Origin of the sequence: Acinetobacter sp. FDAARGOS_724 (assembly GCF_013364475.1) — a bacterium.
In the GTDB taxonomy this organism is placed as follows: Bacteria; Pseudomonadota; Gammaproteobacteria; order Pseudomonadales; family Moraxellaceae; genus Acinetobacter; species Acinetobacter variabilis.
Genome location: NZ_CP054908.1, coordinates 629787 through 647025, shown reverse-complemented (window position 1 = coordinate 647025; position 17239 = coordinate 629787). Strand labels below are relative to the sequence as shown.

General features: G+C 44.0%; 15 protein-coding genes. 11 read left to right on the top strand and 4 right to left on the bottom strand.

From position 1 onward, the window contains the following. Positions 1–5 precede the first annotated feature (5 nt). From FOC32_RS04400 to FOC32_RS04390, 3 genes are all read left to right on the top strand, one after another. Positions 6–1355 carry an aromatic acid/H+ symport family MFS transporter gene (locus FOC32_RS04400; RefSeq protein WP_166137437.1) on the top strand — a complete coding sequence of 450 codons (1350 nt, stop codon included), beginning with the start codon at positions 6–8 and terminating at the stop codon, positions 1353–1355. 83 nt (positions 1356–1438) lie between these two features. Then, on the top strand, positions 1439–2254 hold the full coding sequence (locus FOC32_RS04395; RefSeq protein WP_175966496.1) for a hypothetical protein: 816 nt from the start codon (positions 1439–1441) through the stop codon (positions 2252–2254). Between the two features lie 74 nt (positions 2255–2328). Then, positions 2329–2652, top strand: coding sequence for an ankyrin repeat domain-containing protein (locus tag FOC32_RS04390; RefSeq protein WP_175966494.1), 324 nt, complete (start codon positions 2329–2331; stop codon positions 2650–2652). A gap of 59 nt (positions 2653–2711) precedes the next feature. Here the strand turns inward: FOC32_RS04390 and FOC32_RS04385 are convergent, their stop codons facing one another. Further along, positions 2712–3263 carry a type 1 glutamine amidotransferase domain-containing protein gene (locus tag FOC32_RS04385; RefSeq protein ID WP_175966493.1) on the bottom strand — a complete coding sequence of 184 codons (552 nt, stop codon included), beginning with the start codon at positions 3261–3263 and terminating at the stop codon, positions 2712–2714. A 350-nt stretch (positions 3264–3613) separates the two neighbouring features. Next, a complete protein-coding gene (locus FOC32_RS04380) occupies positions 3614–4306 on the bottom strand; it encodes a TIGR04219 family outer membrane beta-barrel protein (protein ID WP_104426816.1) in 693 nt (230 codons plus the stop codon). A gap of 130 nt (positions 4307–4436) precedes the next feature. On the opposite strand from FOC32_RS04380, the gene FOC32_RS04375 reads away from it, so the two are divergent. The 4 genes from FOC32_RS04375 (at position 4437) to zupT (ending at position 8973) form a co-directional block, all read left to right on the top strand. Next, complete coding sequence (locus tag FOC32_RS04375; RefSeq protein ID WP_175966491.1) at positions 4437–5885, top strand: aldehyde dehydrogenase family protein; 1449 nt, start codon at positions 4437–4439, stop codon at positions 5883–5885. Between the two features lie 592 nt (positions 5886–6477). Then, the gene (locus tag FOC32_RS04370) at positions 6478–7953 is read left to right on the top strand and encodes a sodium-dependent transporter (RefSeq protein WP_005233168.1); all 1476 of its coding nucleotides are present in this window, start codon (positions 6478–6480) and stop codon (positions 7951–7953) included. A 10-nt stretch (positions 7954–7963) separates the two neighbouring features. Continuing rightward, positions 7964–8074 carry a methionine/alanine import family NSS transporter small subunit gene (locus tag FOC32_RS04365; RefSeq protein WP_004814066.1) on the top strand — a complete coding sequence of 37 codons (111 nt, stop codon included), beginning with the start codon at positions 7964–7966 and terminating at the stop codon, positions 8072–8074. A gap of 83 nt (positions 8075–8157) precedes the next feature. Beyond that, the gene (zupT, locus tag FOC32_RS04360) at positions 8158–8973 is read left to right on the top strand and encodes a zinc transporter ZupT (RefSeq protein ID WP_005233170.1); all 816 of its coding nucleotides are present in this window, start codon (positions 8158–8160) and stop codon (positions 8971–8973) included. Between the two features lie 62 nt (positions 8974–9035). On the opposite strand, the gene rsmB is transcribed toward zupT, so the two are convergent. Further along, entirely contained in the window at positions 9036–10340 is a 1305-nt protein-coding gene (rsmB, locus tag FOC32_RS04355; protein ID WP_175966489.1) for a 16S rRNA (cytosine(967)-C(5))-methyltransferase RsmB, read from the bottom strand. Then, entirely contained in the window at positions 10337–11299 is a 963-nt protein-coding gene (fmt, locus tag FOC32_RS04350; protein WP_004780397.1) for a methionyl-tRNA formyltransferase, read from the bottom strand. Before fmt ends, rsmB begins: the two co-directional genes overlap by 4 nt. Positions 11300–11706: 407 nt before the next feature. Here fmt and ilvD (FOC32_RS04345) point away from each other — a divergent pair, with 407 nt between their 5' ends. The 4 genes from ilvD (FOC32_RS04345) to FOC32_RS04330 all read left to right on the top strand — a co-directional run bounded on the left by ilvD (FOC32_RS04345) (position 11707) and on the right by FOC32_RS04330 (position 17154). Next, positions 11707–13536, top strand: a complete 1830-nt coding sequence (ilvD, locus tag FOC32_RS04345; protein WP_081402678.1) for a dihydroxy-acid dehydratase — start codon at positions 11707–11709, stop codon at positions 13534–13536. 190 nt (positions 13537–13726) lie between these two features. Further along, a complete protein-coding gene (ilvD, locus tag FOC32_RS04340) occupies positions 13727–15412 on the top strand; it encodes a dihydroxy-acid dehydratase (RefSeq protein WP_104426823.1) in 1686 nt (561 codons plus the stop codon). A gap of 152 nt (positions 15413–15564) precedes the next feature. Next, positions 15565–16845 (top strand): hypothetical protein, encoded by a 1281-nt coding sequence (locus FOC32_RS04335; protein ID WP_104426824.1) that lies wholly within the window; start codon positions 15565–15567, stop codon positions 16843–16845. A gap of 21 nt (positions 16846–16866) precedes the next feature. Continuing rightward, entirely contained in the window at positions 16867–17154 is a 288-nt protein-coding gene (locus FOC32_RS04330; RefSeq protein ID WP_004780403.1) for a chorismate mutase, read from the top strand. The last annotated feature ends 85 nt before the right edge of the window (positions 17155–17239 follow it).

The window sequence follows — 17239 nt, the reverse complement described above, 5'->3', positions numbered from 1 at the left end:
GAACGATGACAACGGAAACAGTAGATATAAATTCTGTAGTCGATAATGCGAAATTTACGCCTTTTCACTTCAATGTAGTTGCTTGGTGTTTACTCATTATCTTGTTTGACGGCTACGATTTAGCAATCAATGGTGTTGTTTTACCTTTATTAATGCAGGACTGGGGCTTAAGTGCCGTTCAAGCGGGAATGCTTGCCAGTACTGCACTTGCCGGCATGATGTTTGGCGCGATGATCTTTGGTTCTCTAGCAGATAAAATTGGCCGTAAAAAAGTCATCATGATCTGTATCGTATTATTCAGTGGTCTGACCTTTGCCGGCGGTTTTGCTTCAAACCCGACTGAGTTCGGAATTTTACGTTTTCTTGCCGGTCTGGGCATTGGTGGTGTTATGCCAAACCTGGTGGCACTAACCTCTGAATATGCACCACAAAAAATGCGTAGTACCTTAGTAACTACTATGTTTAGTGGTTATGCGGTAGGTGGTGTGATGGCTGCCTTATTGGGTTCATGGTTTACCCCAAGTTTTGGTTGGCAAATCATGTTCTTTATCGCAGGTATTCCATTATTCTTATTACCAGTGATCTGGAAATTTCTGCCAGAATCTTTAGCCTTTATCGTCAAAGACAACAAACAGGAAAAGGCACGTCAAATAGTACGTCGTTTGGCTCCAAATCTAAGTGTTACAAAAACTACCACCTTTAAACTGCCACAGGAAAATGTACCTGAAGCAGCAAACGTGGTAAGCCTGTTCCGTCGTGGCCGTGCCGTAAATACGTTATTGTTCTGGGTAGCTTTCTTTACTTGCCTACTAACCATGTATGCACTGAGCAGCTGGTTACCAAAGCTAATGATGGCAGCGGGCTACTCAATGGACAACAGTCTAATGTTTATGATGGCGATGAACGTGGGTGCAGTGGTTGGTATTGTGGGCGGCGGTATTTTGGCTGACCGTTTCCACCTGAAACCAGTATTAATGTTCCTCGGTATGATGGGTGCGATTGTGATGAGCTCAATGGGCTTTGCATCTAACCAGTTCCTGCTTTACATCCTGGTGTTCCTGGCAGGTGCAGCATCAATCGGTTCGCAAATGTTGCTATACAGCTATGTTGCGCAGTTCTACCCATTGGCAGTACGTTCAACAGGTATTGGCTGGTCATCTGCGATTGGTCGTATGGGGGCGATTGTTGGCCCGATCCTGATTGGTGGCTTACTCGGTATGAACCTGCCTGCACACTTTAACTTTATGGCAGTCGGTTTACCGGTACTGATTACAGCGATTGCAGTTGCTCTGATCATGCATGATGATGAATCTGAAAAGATTGGTTCAGCAGATACCGTTCCTGCAAAAGCTTAAAACCTGATTCGAAATAAGAAGCCCCCGAAAGGGGGCTTTTTTATTATATATTCTATATATCTAATACCTTGAATAAGCTTTACATGGAAACATTCCAAGCCATATTAATAGGAATTTTTGTCAATTTAATAACTCCTTTTTTACTAAAAAAGACTCAATTCCAAATTAAAAAATCAGAACGACAAAAGATTTCTAACCGACTTCAGCTTGCATTAAAACTAATGAATGAAAGTCGAGATGAAAAATTTACTATTGCAGAATTCAGCAGAATTTTAAATCTTGAAAAGGTTAGTAATTTAGAAAAGTATTTTCTTGATAAGGAAGAACCATCATTTGAGTTTTTAGAGAAATACACAAATGAATTTGGTTTAAGTTCAAGATGGTTAATAGAGGGAAAAGGAAATCCTTTTAAACATGACGAAGAAATTTATATAGATATGTTTGATTGCTTAGAAAAAATCAATGAGCTCAACCCCTCTATTATTTATTTTATTCGAGCTAATAATGTTAAGGGTGAAACCTGTATTGCTGTAGAAGTTAATGAACATTGTCATGTTGTTTTAAATACTACGGTTCATTTCAGTAAACAAAATGGTTATGGAGGCACACGTCAATTAGTGTCTTTTAGAAAATTAATCATGAGCTTAATTTTAAAGAAGAATTATATAACTAAAGGAGTAATAGTCTCTGGAGCAGTGTTTAAGGCCTTATTTCAAGGAAAAATACATCCAATGACTGCAATAGATAAGCGAATAAAGCCTTTTCAACATTGGCATGATGATTTTACTGATCTTTATAATCAGCGTTGTGGTTACCAGCATCATAATGAATATGATCAAAATTTTAAAGATGCCTTTAATCTTGTTAAAAATTTTGTAGATAAATATGGAGAATCTTAATAAGTACAGAATTCGAATTGACCCCTCTTAGCTTTATATATTTAATAAACCAAAAGTTTTTAGAAGGTGATCGTATGCAATTCGATTCATTCTCCCCAATCCCTGAAGATGACGACGAACTGCATCTTCCTGAACTGGTGTACTGGGCATCCTTAGGTGATATTGAACAGGTCGAACAAGCCTTGCAGGAAGGTCTAGATGTGAATTCAGCCGATGAAGAAGGCTATAGTGCCTTGCATGCAGCTGCTGAAAATGATCATCTGGAAGTAGTGAAACTACTGGTGAGCAAAGGTGCAGATGTCGATCATCGTAGTACTTATACCGCTTTAGAACTGGCAGAAATGGCCGGTAATAAAGACGTAGTGGCTTATCTAAAAAGCCTGAAAGGCGGCATTTAAATAAAATAAGATCAAGAAAATAAAAAAGCCTCCAGATGGAGGCTTTTTATAGTGTGAACTTAGGCAGCATCGCCTTCCAGTTCTTTTAAGATGGCGTCATTGAAAGCAGGAATGTCATCCGGATTACGTGAAGTAATCAGCACCCAGTCACCGGTATTGCAACGATGAACCTGTTCATCGACCCATTTACCACCGGCATTTTCTAGGTCTAGTTTGATGCTCTTGTACGAAGTCAGGTTTTTATCCTTAATTCGCTGTGCATCAATCAGAACCCATGGCCCATGACAGATTACGGCAATCGGTTTTTGCTGATCAGCAAAATGCTGTACGATTTTCTGGGCAGATTCATTAATTCTTAGCGTATCTGCATTCACAGTGCCACCAGGAACAACTAAGAGATCATAATCATCCAGCGTGACGTGATCAAAACTGGTATCAGGCGTATATGAGGTAGCAGCTTTGGTATCGCCTTTTACAGTCGCCACCTCTTCATTTTTTTCTGCCGCATGAATCACTTCAAATCCTTTGGATTTTAGAAAATTTAAAGGCTCGACCAGTTCATCATGTTCAACGCCTTGGTTTGAAGTAATAAAGAGGACCTTTTTTACCATGATTGCTGTTCCCAAAAAATGTGAGGATTTTCAGATTAACAACAAAGCGATTCTTACAATGTTGGATTTTTAGCTCGGAACTGTTAAACAATGCTAAGAATTTATAGATAAAAAAAGCCCCAACATCCTGTTGGGGCTTTTTTCGTATCTCGTGTCTAGGTATAACTCCTGTCGTACCTCACGTCCTGGTGCACTACTTTATTCTTCTTGTTCTTAGGTATTTGAGCTTCCTGCTCTGTATGTTTGTAGAATAGTCTGAACCTGAAAGTTGGCATAGACGTCGATGACATCTATCTTTATACGTCTGGGCTTACAGGGTGAAGACCAATTTTCATAAGTCATTATATTCCTTAGAAGTGTATATCTAAGCCGATATAAGGACCTTTAAATTCCAGTTCCAAATCTGGCGCATTATTTTGTTCGGCATCAATATTCATGATGCGATAGCCGACTTTAGCCCCTACATCGACCAGCAGGTTATCAATAAAGTCATATTGCAGTTCAGCCTGAACATCAGTCTTTTTAATATCGCTACCATGACTGTAAACCGCTTCAGCTTTAGCACTCATGTCAGTAAATGGCAGTTTTACCCCAGCTGTAGCATAGAGTAATGGACTGTATTCATCTAGATCGTACTGAGTCAGGGCACCTGCATTCAGATTTCTGACTGTACCATCCAGATTGGTCAGACCAGCACCGATATCAGCATGCACAATGGTATCTAGCAGTTCGTAATACAGAATATAGTCGATATTATTGAGTTCGATATCAGCCGCATTCAGCGGGGTAATTTGTTCGCTATTATTGTCCAGACTCACATATTTGATTTTGGCATTTGGCAGTAGTGGTACTGGATGTTCAAATGCAACCGACAGTTGTGCCGTGCCTTGGCGATCCAGGTCCTGTTTGCTGGTATTGGCAGATTGGCTATAACCGTCAAAATTCCAGTAGCTGGCATCTGCTTTAAGACCAATCACATCGGCATGGCCTATGCTGCTCAGTCCTAATCCTAGTAATAATGCAGTGAATAATTGTGTACGCATTTCTAATTTTCCTTACGCTTTCTTTAAATTGAGCGATTTTGTTACCTAAATACATCTTCTTAAACGTAATCAGTAAGTGCATGATATAGGTAATTTCTAAAATGTATATGCTAATGTGAAGGGCAGAATAATGGGATCGACAGCAGCACAACATCATCAAGACTATCCATTATATGTGGCAGGACAGCCGGTACAAACGGGTGAATGGTTGGAGGTCAAACATAAATATAGTCAGGAGCTTTATGCACGTGTCGCGCTGGCAGATGCTGAAACTTTAGAAAAGGCAATTCAGTCTGCGACTCAGGCAGAAGCAGAAATGGCAGCATTGGAACCTTTCCAGAAACAGAAAATTCTGTTGCATTGTGTGAAGCGGTTTAATGAAATCCGTGAAGAACTGACTGAAATCCTGATTGCCGAAGGTGGCAAACCACGTAAAGCAGCTGGCGCAGAAGTAGAACGTCTGATCAATACTTTCCAGATTGCGGCAGATGCGGTCACCCAAATGGATCAGGGGCGTATTTTACCTCTGGCAGTCACCGCCGCAGCTTCCGGTTATCAGGGCATGGTGAAACAGGTACCGATTGGCGCTGTTTCCCTGATTAGTCCATTTAACTTTCCATTGAATCTGACCGCACATAAAATTGCGCCGGCAATTGCTGCAGGTTGTCCATTCGTGTTGAAACCGGCGAGTCTGACTCCAGTTTCAGCCTTAAAAATTGCCGAGATTCTGGCAGAAACTGATTTACCGAAGAATGCGTTTTCGATTCTGCCGTGTCCACGTGATCTGGCAGATGTACTGGTCACAGATGACCGTTTTAAACTATTGAGCTTTACTGGTTCTGATGTCGTGGGCTGGGATATGAAAGCCCGTGCCGGCCGCAAAAAAGTTACTCTGGAACTCGGTGGGAATGCCGCAGTAATGATTGAGCCAGATACTGAACTCAGCGAACATCTGATTGACCGTCTGATTGGTGGCGCTTATGGTCATGCAGGGCAGGTGTGTATCAGTGTGCAACGTATTCTGGTGCATCAGGATATTTTTGAAGAACTGAAAGACAAGCTGGTTCAGAAACTGCAACATCTGAAAGCCGGTGATCCGGATCTGGAAACGACTTTGCTGGGGCCAATGATCAAGGAAGCTGAAGCTAAACGTTTGCATCGCTGGATGGAAGATGCCGTAGCGCAAGGTGCCCATGTACTGACCGGTGGTGAAGTGAAAGGTGCGATGTTTGAACCGATCTTGTTGGAAAAGGTAGATCATCAACTGGAAATTTACCGTAATGAAGTGTTTGGTCCGGTCGCCATTATTGAAGCGTATAGTGATTTTGAATCAGGAATTGCCTGTATTAATAGCAGTCGCTTTGGTCTGCAAGCCGGTATCTATACCCAGAATCTGCAGAAGATGATGTATGCCTGGGATCATCTGCATGTCGGTGGTGTGATTATCAACGACATTCCATCCTTCCGTGTTGATAATATGCCTTATGGCGGTGTCAAGGATTCCGGTCTGGGTCGTGAAGGTATTCAGTCTGCGATTCGTGATATGCAGGAAGAGCGTATGCTTGTCATCAAATGTTAAGCTGACCGAATCAATCAGTACAGTTCCACAATCGGCATAATTAAGGTCGGTTGTGGAATTTTGCTTTTTATTGCTTAAAAAGGTAGCAGGATAGGCAAAAATATAAACTGAATGAATTAAGACATAGCTCTGTTTTTATTCAGAAGAAAATAAGCGAGGAAGGTATAAAAATACTTTTTCAATCTCTATTTAACACTTGATGAGTTAAGAGCGAAATATTGCTTGAAAACTGTAGTAAAACTTAAAAACAATATATTCCAAAAAGTTTGTATACATATAACCAATAAAATCAAGAGCTCAGCGTAGAATTATTGAGCATTTGATAAGAATAGATTATAAAAAAAGAATGTTTTAAGCAGAAATTACAGAAAAAATTTGCAAAAGTCAGTATTGTTGAACCATCTACAAGGTCGGCTTTCTGCTCAGACTTTAAGCAAGCTGTCCGGCTAGCTGACCTGTTTGTATATTAGAATTCGATGCCCAAAAGGTATAACTCTAATTCAAACACCCGAAATAATTGAAATGCTTCTTCAGTGCTCGCGACAAAACCATAACAAGCAGTATTGAATGAAGTTTAAAGTTTAGGTGTTCTATGACAGATACTCGAGAGAATTGGTCGGCACGATCAGGATTTATTATTGCAGCCATTGGCTCTGCCGTTGGTTTGGGGAATATTTGGCGCTTTCCATACGTTGCCTATGAAAACGGTGGCGGTGCATTCCTGATTCCTTATCTGATTGCGATTTTTGCAGCAGGTTTACCTCTATTATTTTTAGATTATGCAGTCGGACATAAGTTCCGCAAAGCACCACCGATGGCCTATAAAAAACTCATGAATGCAGAATCTCTGGGTTGGTGGCAGGTCATGGTGACCCTGATCATCGGGATTTATTATGCCAGCGTCCTGTCTTGGGCCGGCAGCTATATGATTTATTCCTTTGGGCAGCAATGGGGCACAGATACTCAAGCCTTTTTCTTCAATAGCTACCTGCAAAATGGTGAGGGCCTGACCTTCGGTTTCGTCCCTGTACTGTTCTTTGGTCTGGTGATCGTTTGGGCAGCCGTGATGCTGATTCTTTACGGTGGGGTACGCCGTGGGGTGGAACTGGCGAATAAAATCTTTATGCCTTTGCTGGTAATTTTATTCACGATTCTGGTGATTCAGGCGATACGTTTACCGGGTGCAGTCGATGGCTTAAATGCCTTCTTTACCCCAAACTGGGAAGCCATGACCAATTATAAAGTCTGGCTGGCTGCTTTTGGTCACATCTTCTTCTCACTCTCAGTGGGCTTCGGGATTATGTTGACCTATGCTTCTTACCTGAAACGTAAAACAAACCTGACCGGTTCAGGTGTCGTGGTGGCATTAGCTAACTCGTCGTTTGAAATCCTGGCAGGTATTGGGGTTTTTGCAGCACTTGGTTTTATGGCGTTCAGTTCAGGTGCGAAAGTTGAAGATGTGGTATCTGGTGGTATCGGTCTGGCCTTTATTGCCTTCCCGAAAATCATTTCCAGCTTAGGTGCAGGTGGTGATCTGTTTGGCTTCCTGTTCTTTGGTTCATTGACTGTAGCCGGTATTACTTCCATGGTGAGTATCCTGCAGGTGCCAATTGCGGCATTCCAAGACAAGCTGGGCTGGTCAAAGAACAAGTCAGTGACGATTATTGCGGGTGGTTCAGCAGTTGTATCCACCTTGATGTTCTCGACCCATAGTGCCATTACCTTTGTCGACATTATTGACTACTTTGCCAATAACATCGGTATTGTGGGTGGTGGACTGTTCTCGATTATTTTATTGTCCTGGTTCCGTCGTCCATTGATGAAACAGCTGGAAACACATGTGAACGAGTTTGCCAGTCTGAAACTGGGTGCCAGCTGGAAGTTCATGCTGACAGTGATCACGCCTTTATCATTATTGCTGGCATTGGGTTTAACCCTGAAATCAATCATGGCAGAAGGCTATGGTGGTTATCCCGCAAGTACGCTATGGACGATTGGTGGGGGCACCCTTGCATTCTTTATTCTGGGCGCCATTCTGCTCAGTCTAGTTAAAGACCGTCATAGTTAGGAGAACCAATATGAATACATCTGCATTGATCATGATGATTTTCTCCATCGTTTTATTATGGGGTGGTCTGGTACTTTCTGTGATTCATCTGGCAAAAAATCCAGAAGAACCAGAAGACTAAAAATCTTCACATAAACACATTGTTGCTGTAAATGAAAGTCATTATCATCTTTGGTGATAATGACTTTTTTTATGGGCAGACTTATGGGAATTGCTCCCGTTACTGATGCACAAGTCTATACTGCTTTTGCAGTGACATTTTTAGCAGGTCTGGCAACCCTGGTGGGTGGGGGATTGGTGCTGTTCTTAAAAAAACCGAATTACCGGGTTTTAGCCTTCGGACTGGCCTTTGCTGCGGGAGCAATGATCTATGTCTCGCTCACAGAAATTTTAAATAAATCTATTAGTTCTTTTAGCCTGGCCTTTGATGAAAAATCCGGTTTTGCTTATGGCACCTTTGCTTTTTTATTGGGTGTGGTACTGGTCTTATTGCTGGATCGATTCGTTCCTAATCCGCATGAAACCATTGAGGCACAATCGAAACAGGATCTGAGTCAGCCGCAACTGCTAAGAACCGGCCTGCTGGCCTTATTCGCGATTAGTGCACATAACCTGCCAGAAGGATTGGCGACTTTTTTTGCGACGCTGGAAAGTCCTGCACTGGGTGCACCTTTGGCGGTTGCCATTGCAATTCATAATATCCCTGAAGGTGTCGCAATTGCATTACCGGTTTATGGTGCAACAGGCCGTAAAGACTATGCACTTGTGGCCAGTCTGGTTTCAGGTTTTGCTGAACCTCTGGGCGCTGCGCTGGGCTATTTCATTCTGGCACCATATATGAGCCATACTATTTATGGTATGGTGTTTGGGATCATTGGTGGGGTGATGGTTTATCTGGCACTAGACGAACTCTTGCCGACTGCAAAACGTTTTTCTAAAGGTCATGAAACCGTGTATGGTCTGGTCAGTGGGATGGCGGCACTGGCGACCAGTCTAGTGATTTTTAAATTTGTACAATAATAATCTCAAATCAAGACAATAAAAAAGGCAGCCGAAGCTACCTTTTCTTTTAGCAATATCATTTAAGCAGTCTTTTCAATCCGGCAATAGAAAAAGCCATCGCCTTGACCGGTTTTAGGTAGCAGCTGACGACCATGGATCTGTTCAATGCCCCAATCGGCCTCAATTTTAATTTCTTTAGCCTCGGGATGTTTGCTAAAGAATTCGACCATCTGCTGTTCATTTTCTGCTTTTAGAATTGAACAGGTGATATAAAGCAAAGTACCGCCAACTTTCAGTTGCTGCCACATATTTTCTAGAATCTGTTTTTGCAATTCCACCGTCTGGGTGATATCAGTTGAATGACGCAGTAAACGAATATCTGGATGGCGACGCATTACACCGATGGCTGAACATGGCGCATCCAGCACGATACAGTCCGGCTGTTCCGGTGCCTGCCAGGTAATGGCATCTGCAGCCTTAATTTCAACATGATCGCCTTCTAGTAACAGACGTTCAAGATTTTCAGTGACACGTGTTAAACGCTTGGCATCCTGATCCAGTGCAATCAGTTTACGCGGCTGATATTTTTCTAGAATATGCGCCGTTTTACCACCCGGTGCTGCACAGGCATCAATAACATACTTGTCATCCAGATTTGGCAATAAGGTAGCGCAGAGCTGGGCATGTTCATCCTGTACCGAAAAACCACCGATATCAAAACCAGGTAAATCAGGTACTTGTACATTGGCATCGAGAATAATCCCGACTTTGGAAATCGTACAGGCGTGGGCAGGAATTTCGTGCTCTTCCAGAATTTCCAGATAGTCCTCGCGGCTAACCTGACGTTCATTTACGCGCAAGGTCAGTGGAGCAATCTGCTTTAACTGATGACTTAGTTCAGTGAGCTGTTCTGGCCAGTCTTTTTTCAGGCGTTTAAAGAGCCAACTTGGCAGGCCATGAGCCTGATCCAGTGCTGCCTGAAATTCCGATGTTTCACGTGAAACACGGCGCAGGATGGCATTCACTACGCCACTTAAAGCCTGATAGCCGAGTTGCTTTACGGCAGTCACGGTTTCAGAAATGGCAGCGTGTGGCGCGATTCGGGTTTCCAGTAACTGGTATAGGCCGACATAGAGACAGGTTTCGACCGTGTCATTATTTAAAGGCTTCACTAGCAGAGGCAAGGTAATACTTTTAAGTGCATACCATTGACGTAAAGTACCCAACACCAGTTCATGGAACAGGGCACGGTCACGGTCAGCCACTTTCTTTAAATGTAGCGGCAAAATGCTAGCCAGAGATTGTCCTTGCTGTACAGCAAGTAAGGTACGAATCACTTGGGCACGCAAGTTAAGGTGAGATGTGCCTGATTCAGAATGACTCATGCCAATAATTGTCCTACATGTAATTTTTGGGTCTGGTTAATTTGTACCGGATTGAGCGGTTTGCCGCCCGGCCATTGCAGTGAAGTGAGACACACTGCTTTTTCATCACCACAGGCTACATGCACACCCTGTTTATCAATCGCCAGAATCGTGCCAGCGGCATGACAGTGTGCATTTTTTTCTGAGAGTACCGAACCCCAAACCCGCAGGTTGTTATTTTCATCCAGAGGGATAAAAGCCACCGGCCAAGGATTAAAGGCACGGATATTACGGTCAATATTAGAGGCAGTACAGCTCCAGTCAATTCGGGCTTCTGCTTTAGATAGCTTATGAGCATAGACGGTAAGTTCTTCGTCCTGCACTTCCCGTGCGGCTAAATACTGTTGTAATTTTTCTTCAGATTCCAGTACCGCTACAATTGCTTCCGCACCTTGAGCAGCCAGTTTATCGTGCAGGCTGGCTGAAGTATCTTCTGCAGTGATAGGACATAAAGTTTTATACATCATATCACCAGTGTCCAGCCCGGCAGCCATTTTCATGATGGTCACGCCAGTTTCGTGATCACCCGTTGCAATTGCACGTTGGATCGGCGCAGCACCGCGCCAGCGTGGCAGCAGTGAACCATGAATATTCAGGCAACCATATTTAGGCGTATCCAGAACCACTTGTGGCAAAATCAGACCATAGGCAGCTACGACCATCACATCAGCATTCAAGGCTTTTAACTCCGCCTGAGCAGCAAGACCTTCTTCAGTTGAAGACTTGAAATGAAGTGGTTGATATACCGGAATGTCATGTTCAAGCGCCAGCTGTTTTACAGCAGAAGCGGTAAGTTTCTGACCACGACCGGCTTTACGGTCCGGCTGAGTATAGACCGCCACAATTTCATGATCGGTTTTGAGAAGCGCAGCCAATGCAGTTGCTGCAAATTCTGGTGTGCCTGCAAATATGATTTTCACACATGAAATTCCAAATAAACTTGGCAGCTATTATAAGCTAAAAGCCAAATGGCCGCCTAATCTACAATGCACTTAACTGTTACAGCGATTATAGATTCCCACTTTTAATTAAATTTTATATAAAAAAAACTCATGCAAATTCTAAAAATTATTCATGAAAGTTTTGTATTGTCCAATCCATGATGGCGGTATAGTAGCTTTATTAAGAGATTTTTATTGTCAGCTCACCGAGACCTCTCTATAGACATTTTTGTCTGCATCTACAACGAATAGGTCATCTTGTAAAACAATGGCTTGTAGTATGATAGGTCTAACATTCGACTGATTTAAGCTCATTGTCAGTATGATCTAGCCAGAGTGAACCTTTTTCGGTTCATTCCAAGCTCAAACTTTGTTGGAAATATAAAATGCCTGACTATCGTTCAAAAACATCGACACACGGAAGAAACATGGCGGGTGCGCGTGGCTTATGGCGCGCAACTGGGATGAAGGATGAAGACTTCGGTAAACCGATTATTGCCGTGGTGAACTCATTCACCCAGTTTGTACCGGGTCATGTTCACCTTAAAGATCTAGGCCAGCTCGTGGCACGTCAGATTGAACAGGCAGGCGGTGTAGCAAAAGAATTCAATACCATTGCTGTAGATGACGGCATCGCGATGGGTCATGATGGTATGTTGTATTCACTGCCTTCACGTGACCTGATTGCTGACTCGGTAGAATATATGGTCAGCGCACACTGTGCCGATGCCATGGTGTGTATCTCGAACTGTGACAAGATCACTCCGGGGATGTTGATGGCAGCAATGCGTCTGAACATTCCGGTGGTCTTCGTGTCTGGCGGTCCGATGGAAGCAGGTAAAGTAAAAATCCGTGGTAATGACAAAGCCATCGACCTGATCGATGCGATGATCGTTGCGGCAGATGATAACTATACTGACGAAGAAGTTGCGGAATACGAACGTTCTGCATGTCCAACCTGTGGTTCATGTTCAGGCATGTTCACTGCGAACTCAATGAACTGCTTGACTGAAGCATTGGGTCTATCGCTTCCAGGTAATGGTTCAACTTTGGCAACTCATGCGAACCGTAAAAAACTGTTCGAACGTGCAGGTTCTCTCATTGTTGAACTGGCAAAACGCCATTATGAACAGGACGATTACAGCGTATTGCCACGTTCAATGGTGACCAAAGCATCGTACGAAAATGCCATGACTTTGGACATCGCAATGGGCGGTTCAACCAATACCGTTCTGCATTTATTGGCTGCTGCAAACGAAGCGGGTGTGGATTTCACCATGGATGACATCGACCGTCTGTCTCGTAAAGTACCAGTGCTTTGTAAAGTTGCTCCTGCGAAGAATGACGTGCATATGGAAGATGTACACCGTGCCGGCGGTATTATGTCGATTCTCGGCGAACTGGATCGTGCAGGCCTGTTAGATACCTCTGTCGGTACGGTTCACGAAGCAACATTAAAAGATGCTTTGGACAAGTGGGACATCATCCGTACTGAAGATGAAGAAGTGTATAAATTCTTTAAATCAGCACCAGGTGGTGTACCGACTCAGACTGCATTCTCACAAGATCGTTACTACTCACGTCTGGACGGCGACCGTGAAAATGGTGTGATCCGTAATGCAGAACATGCCTTCTCTAAAGACGGTGGTCTGGCTGTGCTTTATGGTAATATCGCACTCGATGGCTGTATCGTGAAAACGGCTGGTGTAGATGAATCGATCCTGAAATTTAATGGGACTGCACGTGTATTTGAAAGCCAGGATTCTGCGGTAGACGCGATTCTGGGTGGCAAAATCACGGCAGGTGATGTAGTCGTCATTCGTTACGAAGGTCCACGTGGTGGCCCTGGTATGCAGGAAATGCTATACCCAACCAGCTACCTGAAATCTAAAGGCCTTGGTAAAGAGTGCGCACTTCTGACTGACGGCCGTTTCTCTGGTGGTTCTTCAGGTCTGTCGATTGGTCACGTCTCTCCAGAAGCTGCTGAAGGTGGTGCGATTGGTCTGGTTGAAGATGGCGACCGTATCGAAATCGATATTCCAAACCGTACCATTCACCTGGCTGTGGATGATGCGACTATGGCCGCTCGTCGTGCAGCACAGGATGAAAAAGGATGGCATCCAGTGGAAGACCGTCCACGTAAGATTTCTAAAGCATTAAAGGCCTATGCAATGCATACCACAAGCGCTGCAAAAGGTGCAGTTCGTGAAATCTAAGCTGTAAATCTTTATAGCGCAAAAAAGCACTCCAGAGGGGTGCTTTTTTTATTTTTGATAATTGCACTACCTCAAATAACTGAATCAGATACACAGAGTCTTACTTTTATCTAAAGATCGCTTTCTATACAATCAAATAAAACCTAGACAGCTTTTAGGCTTCACAAGAATTACATCCAGGACGAATAAAATGAGTAAAGACAATATCCGAGAACATTCTGCTCCCGTCTATGAAGGCATCGAGAATGCACCGGCCCGTTCCATGATGCGTGCCACCGGTTTTCAGGATGAAGACTTTACTCGTCCGTTTATCGGGATCGCGTCAACCTGGGCCAATGTGACCCCTTGCAATATGCATATTGATGGCCTGGCACGTACAGTCGAGCAGGGCTTGAATGCTGCCGGTGGTAAGGGCATTATCTTCAATACCATCACTATTTCTGATGGGATTTCCAACGGTACTGAAGGCATGAAATATTCCTTGCTATCGCGGGAAATTATTGCCGATTCGATTGAAGCAGTAGTTGGTTGTCAGGCCTATGATGGCGTGATTGCCATTGGCGGTTGTGATAAAAATATGCCGGGCTGCATCATGGGCTTGGCACGCTTAAACCGTCCGGGTCTGTTTATTTATGGCGGTACCATCAAGCCGGGTGAAGGCCATACTGACATGATTTCTGTATTTGAAGCGGTCGGTCAGCATGCCAAAGGCGAAATTAATGCGATTCAGGTGAAACACATTGAAGAAGTGTCGTTGCCGGGCCCAGGTTCTTGTGGCGGGATGTACACCGCGAACTCCATGGCCTCTGCGATTGAAGCCCTCGGTATGAGCCTACCGGGTTCATCAGCACAGGAAGCGGTGTCTGAAGACAAACAGATCGATTGTGCCTGTGCTGGTGAAGCAGTGATGAACCTACTTCGTCTGGACATCAAGCCACGTGACATCATGACCAAAGCGGCTTTTGAAAATTCAATTAAAGTATTGATTGCATTGGGTGGATCAACCAATGGGGTGCTACATCTTTTGGCAATGGCGCATACGGCGGGTGTGGAGCTGAGCCTAGATGACTTTGTACGAATTGGAAAAGAAATTCCTGTCGTGGCTGATGTCCGCCCATCCGGTAAATACCTGATGTCAGAACTGATTGCTATTGGTGGAATCCAGCCATTGATGAAACGCATGCTGGATGCTGGCATGCTAGATGGTTCCTGCCTGACTGTGACTGGAAAAACACTGGCAGAAAACCTGGCCGATGTAGAAGATTATCCTGAAGGTCAGCAGATTATCTTGCCATTCGACAAACCGGTGAAAAAAGATTCGCATTTGATCATTATGAAAGGCAACCTGTCACCGAATGGTGCAGTCGCCAAAATTACCGGTAAGGAAGGTCTATATTTCAAAGGACCGGCACGGGTGTTTGAAGGCGAACAGGGCGCGATGCGCGGGATTCTGGATGGCGAAGTTCAACCAGGTGAAGTAGTTGTCATTCGCGGTGTCGGGCCTAAAGGTGGGCCGGGTATGCCGGAAATGCTGAAACCGACTTCTGCCATTATTGGTAAAGGTCTGGGGGATTCAGTCGCACTGATTACTGATGGCCGTTTCTCAGGTGGAAGTCATGGTTTTGTGATTGGTCATGTCACACCGGAAGCCTATGAGGGTGGCCCGATTGGTCTGGTACAAAATGGCGATGAAATTTCCATTAATGCGGAAACCCGTGAAATGACTTGGCATATTTCGAATAAAGAGCTTGCTGCACGTCAGGCGGCCTGGGTGAAACCGAAACCGAATTACACTCACGGGGCACTGGCGAAATTCGCCAAACTAACCTCTGGGGCGGAGACCGGGGCCGTGACTGACCTAAATCTTGAAATCTAAAGTCCTAGAAAACATTGAACATTTGTTGCTGACTTGATATAAGTTTTGCACAAGACTTATATCAGGTCATAAACATCCTCATAATAGGATGTTGAATAAAACGATCCTGCTGGCAAGGGCTGGCATGACAAAATCTTTTCGAGGCACCTCTCATGTCCCTGCTACGCCGTTGGTTTGATCCAATCCGATCGAGTTGGTTTTACCAGAAACCAGTTCGTCAAACGGTGTTATCTATTGAAGATGGCTTGAGCATCCATTTAAGACTGGATGATGTTTATAGTTATCTGGCGGTACAACAGTTACCGCAACTAGAAGAAATTCTCAGTCCGGAACTGAAGCCACTCAAAGTCATCATTTCAGATCAGCGGGCTGAACCGCCTAATCAAATGTCTTTTGATGAATGGCAGCACTATTGCCTGAATGATGCCAAAATTTTATCTAAACAGCATCGTTTCAGCTTTCATGACACCCCAGAATTACCGACAGCTGACGCCTTAAAGCAGGCAGAAAATATCCTGAGAAATACACCGTTACGCGGACAGGATTTTCTATATTTGCTAGAAGATGTATTCCATATGCTCTGGCAAAAACAGAACGGAAAATTGCGCACCTTATATGCGATGGCCAGCCGTCATTATGCGCCGCAGAATTTTCCGGAACGAATTTTTGAGCATAGTCCGATTCTGGCCAGCTATTTCCAGTTTGGCGGACGCCAGTATCAGGCGGTAGATGACTTGTTACGTCTGACCCGTCGCCTGAAACAGCAGAGATTACTGACCGGCAACCCGATTTTCCTGATCAATCATATTGAATGGCGCGAGCATCTAATCAGTGATGCCGAAGAGCTGAATGAAATCCAGTCCATGGACCCGGAGCTAGACCTGTATATCGCTCTGGAAGATCCGATTTCCTGGTTATTGTTGGCCTATATTAAAGAAGAGCTGGCTGATTTTTATAATATCCAGTTGAATGTTTATCCGCTGTCTTATCAGGGACGGGACTGGTTTGACTGGAGTCTGGCGACGCGCTTATCCAAGCGAACTGAAGTCAAATTTACCCCATTCTGCCGGCCAACCGAGCAGGCCGTGATGCCGATGGCGCAATTGTTTTATAGCTGTCCGGAAGAGCAGCGGATTGAAGCCATGTACCAGATTCTGGAAGCGGTCTGGACTCGTGGTTATGATCTGTCTTATGCAGCGCATTTCAAGCGTATGCAGCAGGAACTGAATATTACTGAACTGACTCAGGAAGATGTTCTGGCCAAGTTGCAGGAAAATGACACCTTATGTGAAATGAAGTCCCAGCCGAATTTACCGGTCCTAGAACTGCGTATTGATGGGCAAAGTTATACATTTAATAGCTTATATCGTGTCTGGATGATTGAAAGTATTTTCAGTAATGTGTTAGAAGAAAAGTATAAGAGTGATAACTAAACTGAAAGTGACTGAATAAACATGGAAAAAATCAAAGCTGAATCATTACAACATGCACGTCAACAGATCGATGCCATTGATACAGCTTTAGTCGAGCTGATCGCTGCGCGTCAATTTTATGTTGATCAAACCACCCGTTTTAAAAAAACTGAAACTGATCTGCAATCACCGGAGCGTATGGAGCAGATTGTGGAAAATGTCAAAGCCTTGGCACAACAGCAGGGTGTGGATCAGGCGTTTATTGAGCATCTGTACCGGGAAATGTTCCAGTATTTCATTCAGCGTGAACTGAAAGAGTTTCGTCCTTAAACAATTTTCATATCCGATTTTTGCTGATGAATCTGATCAGTTTCAGCACCTCCATCTGAAGCCTCAAGATTTACTTGAGGCTTCC

What these genes read in the sequence shown, in the direction of transcription:
- zupT (WP_005233170.1), top strand. Translation starts at nt 8,158, where the DNA reads ATGGGAATTGCTCCCGTTACTGATGCACAAGTCTATACTGCTTTTGCA.
- FOC32_RS04395 (WP_175966496.1), top strand. Translation starts at nt 1,439, where the DNA reads ATGGAAACATTCCAAGCCATATTAATAGGAATTTTTGTCAATTTAATA.
- FOC32_RS04335 (WP_104426824.1), top strand. Translation starts at nt 15,565, where the DNA reads ATGTCCCTGCTACGCCGTTGGTTTGATCCAATCCGATCGAGTTGGTTT.
- ilvD (WP_104426823.1), top strand. Translation starts at nt 13,727, where the DNA reads ATGAGTAAAGACAATATCCGAGAACATTCTGCTCCCGTCTATGAAGGC.
- FOC32_RS04370 (WP_005233168.1), top strand. Translation starts at nt 6,478, where the DNA reads ATGACAGATACTCGAGAGAATTGGTCGGCACGATCAGGATTTATTATT.
- ilvD (WP_081402678.1), top strand. Translation starts at nt 11,707, where the DNA reads ATGCCTGACTATCGTTCAAAAACATCGACACACGGAAGAAACATGGCG.
- FOC32_RS04400 (WP_166137437.1), top strand. Translation starts at nt 6, where the DNA reads ATGACAACGGAAACAGTAGATATAAATTCTGTAGTCGATAATGCGAAA.
- FOC32_RS04380 (WP_104426816.1), bottom strand. Translation starts at nt 4,306, where the DNA reads ATGCGTACACAATTATTCACTGCATTATTACTAGGATTAGGACTGAGC.
- FOC32_RS04365 (WP_004814066.1), top strand. Translation starts at nt 7,964, where the DNA reads ATGAATACATCTGCATTGATCATGATGATTTTCTCCATCGTTTTATTA.
- FOC32_RS04385 (WP_175966493.1), bottom strand. Translation starts at nt 3,263, where the DNA reads ATGGTAAAAAAGGTCCTCTTTATTACTTCAAACCAAGGCGTTGAACAT.
- rsmB (WP_175966489.1), bottom strand. Translation starts at nt 10,340, where the DNA reads ATGAGTCATTCTGAATCAGGCACATCTCACCTTAACTTGCGTGCCCAA.
- FOC32_RS04330 (WP_004780403.1), top strand. Translation starts at nt 16,867, where the DNA reads ATGGAAAAAATCAAAGCTGAATCATTACAACATGCACGTCAACAGATC.
- FOC32_RS04390 (WP_175966494.1), top strand. Translation starts at nt 2,329, where the DNA reads ATGCAATTCGATTCATTCTCCCCAATCCCTGAAGATGACGACGAACTG.
- FOC32_RS04375 (WP_175966491.1), top strand. Translation starts at nt 4,437, where the DNA reads ATGGGATCGACAGCAGCACAACATCATCAAGACTATCCATTATATGTG.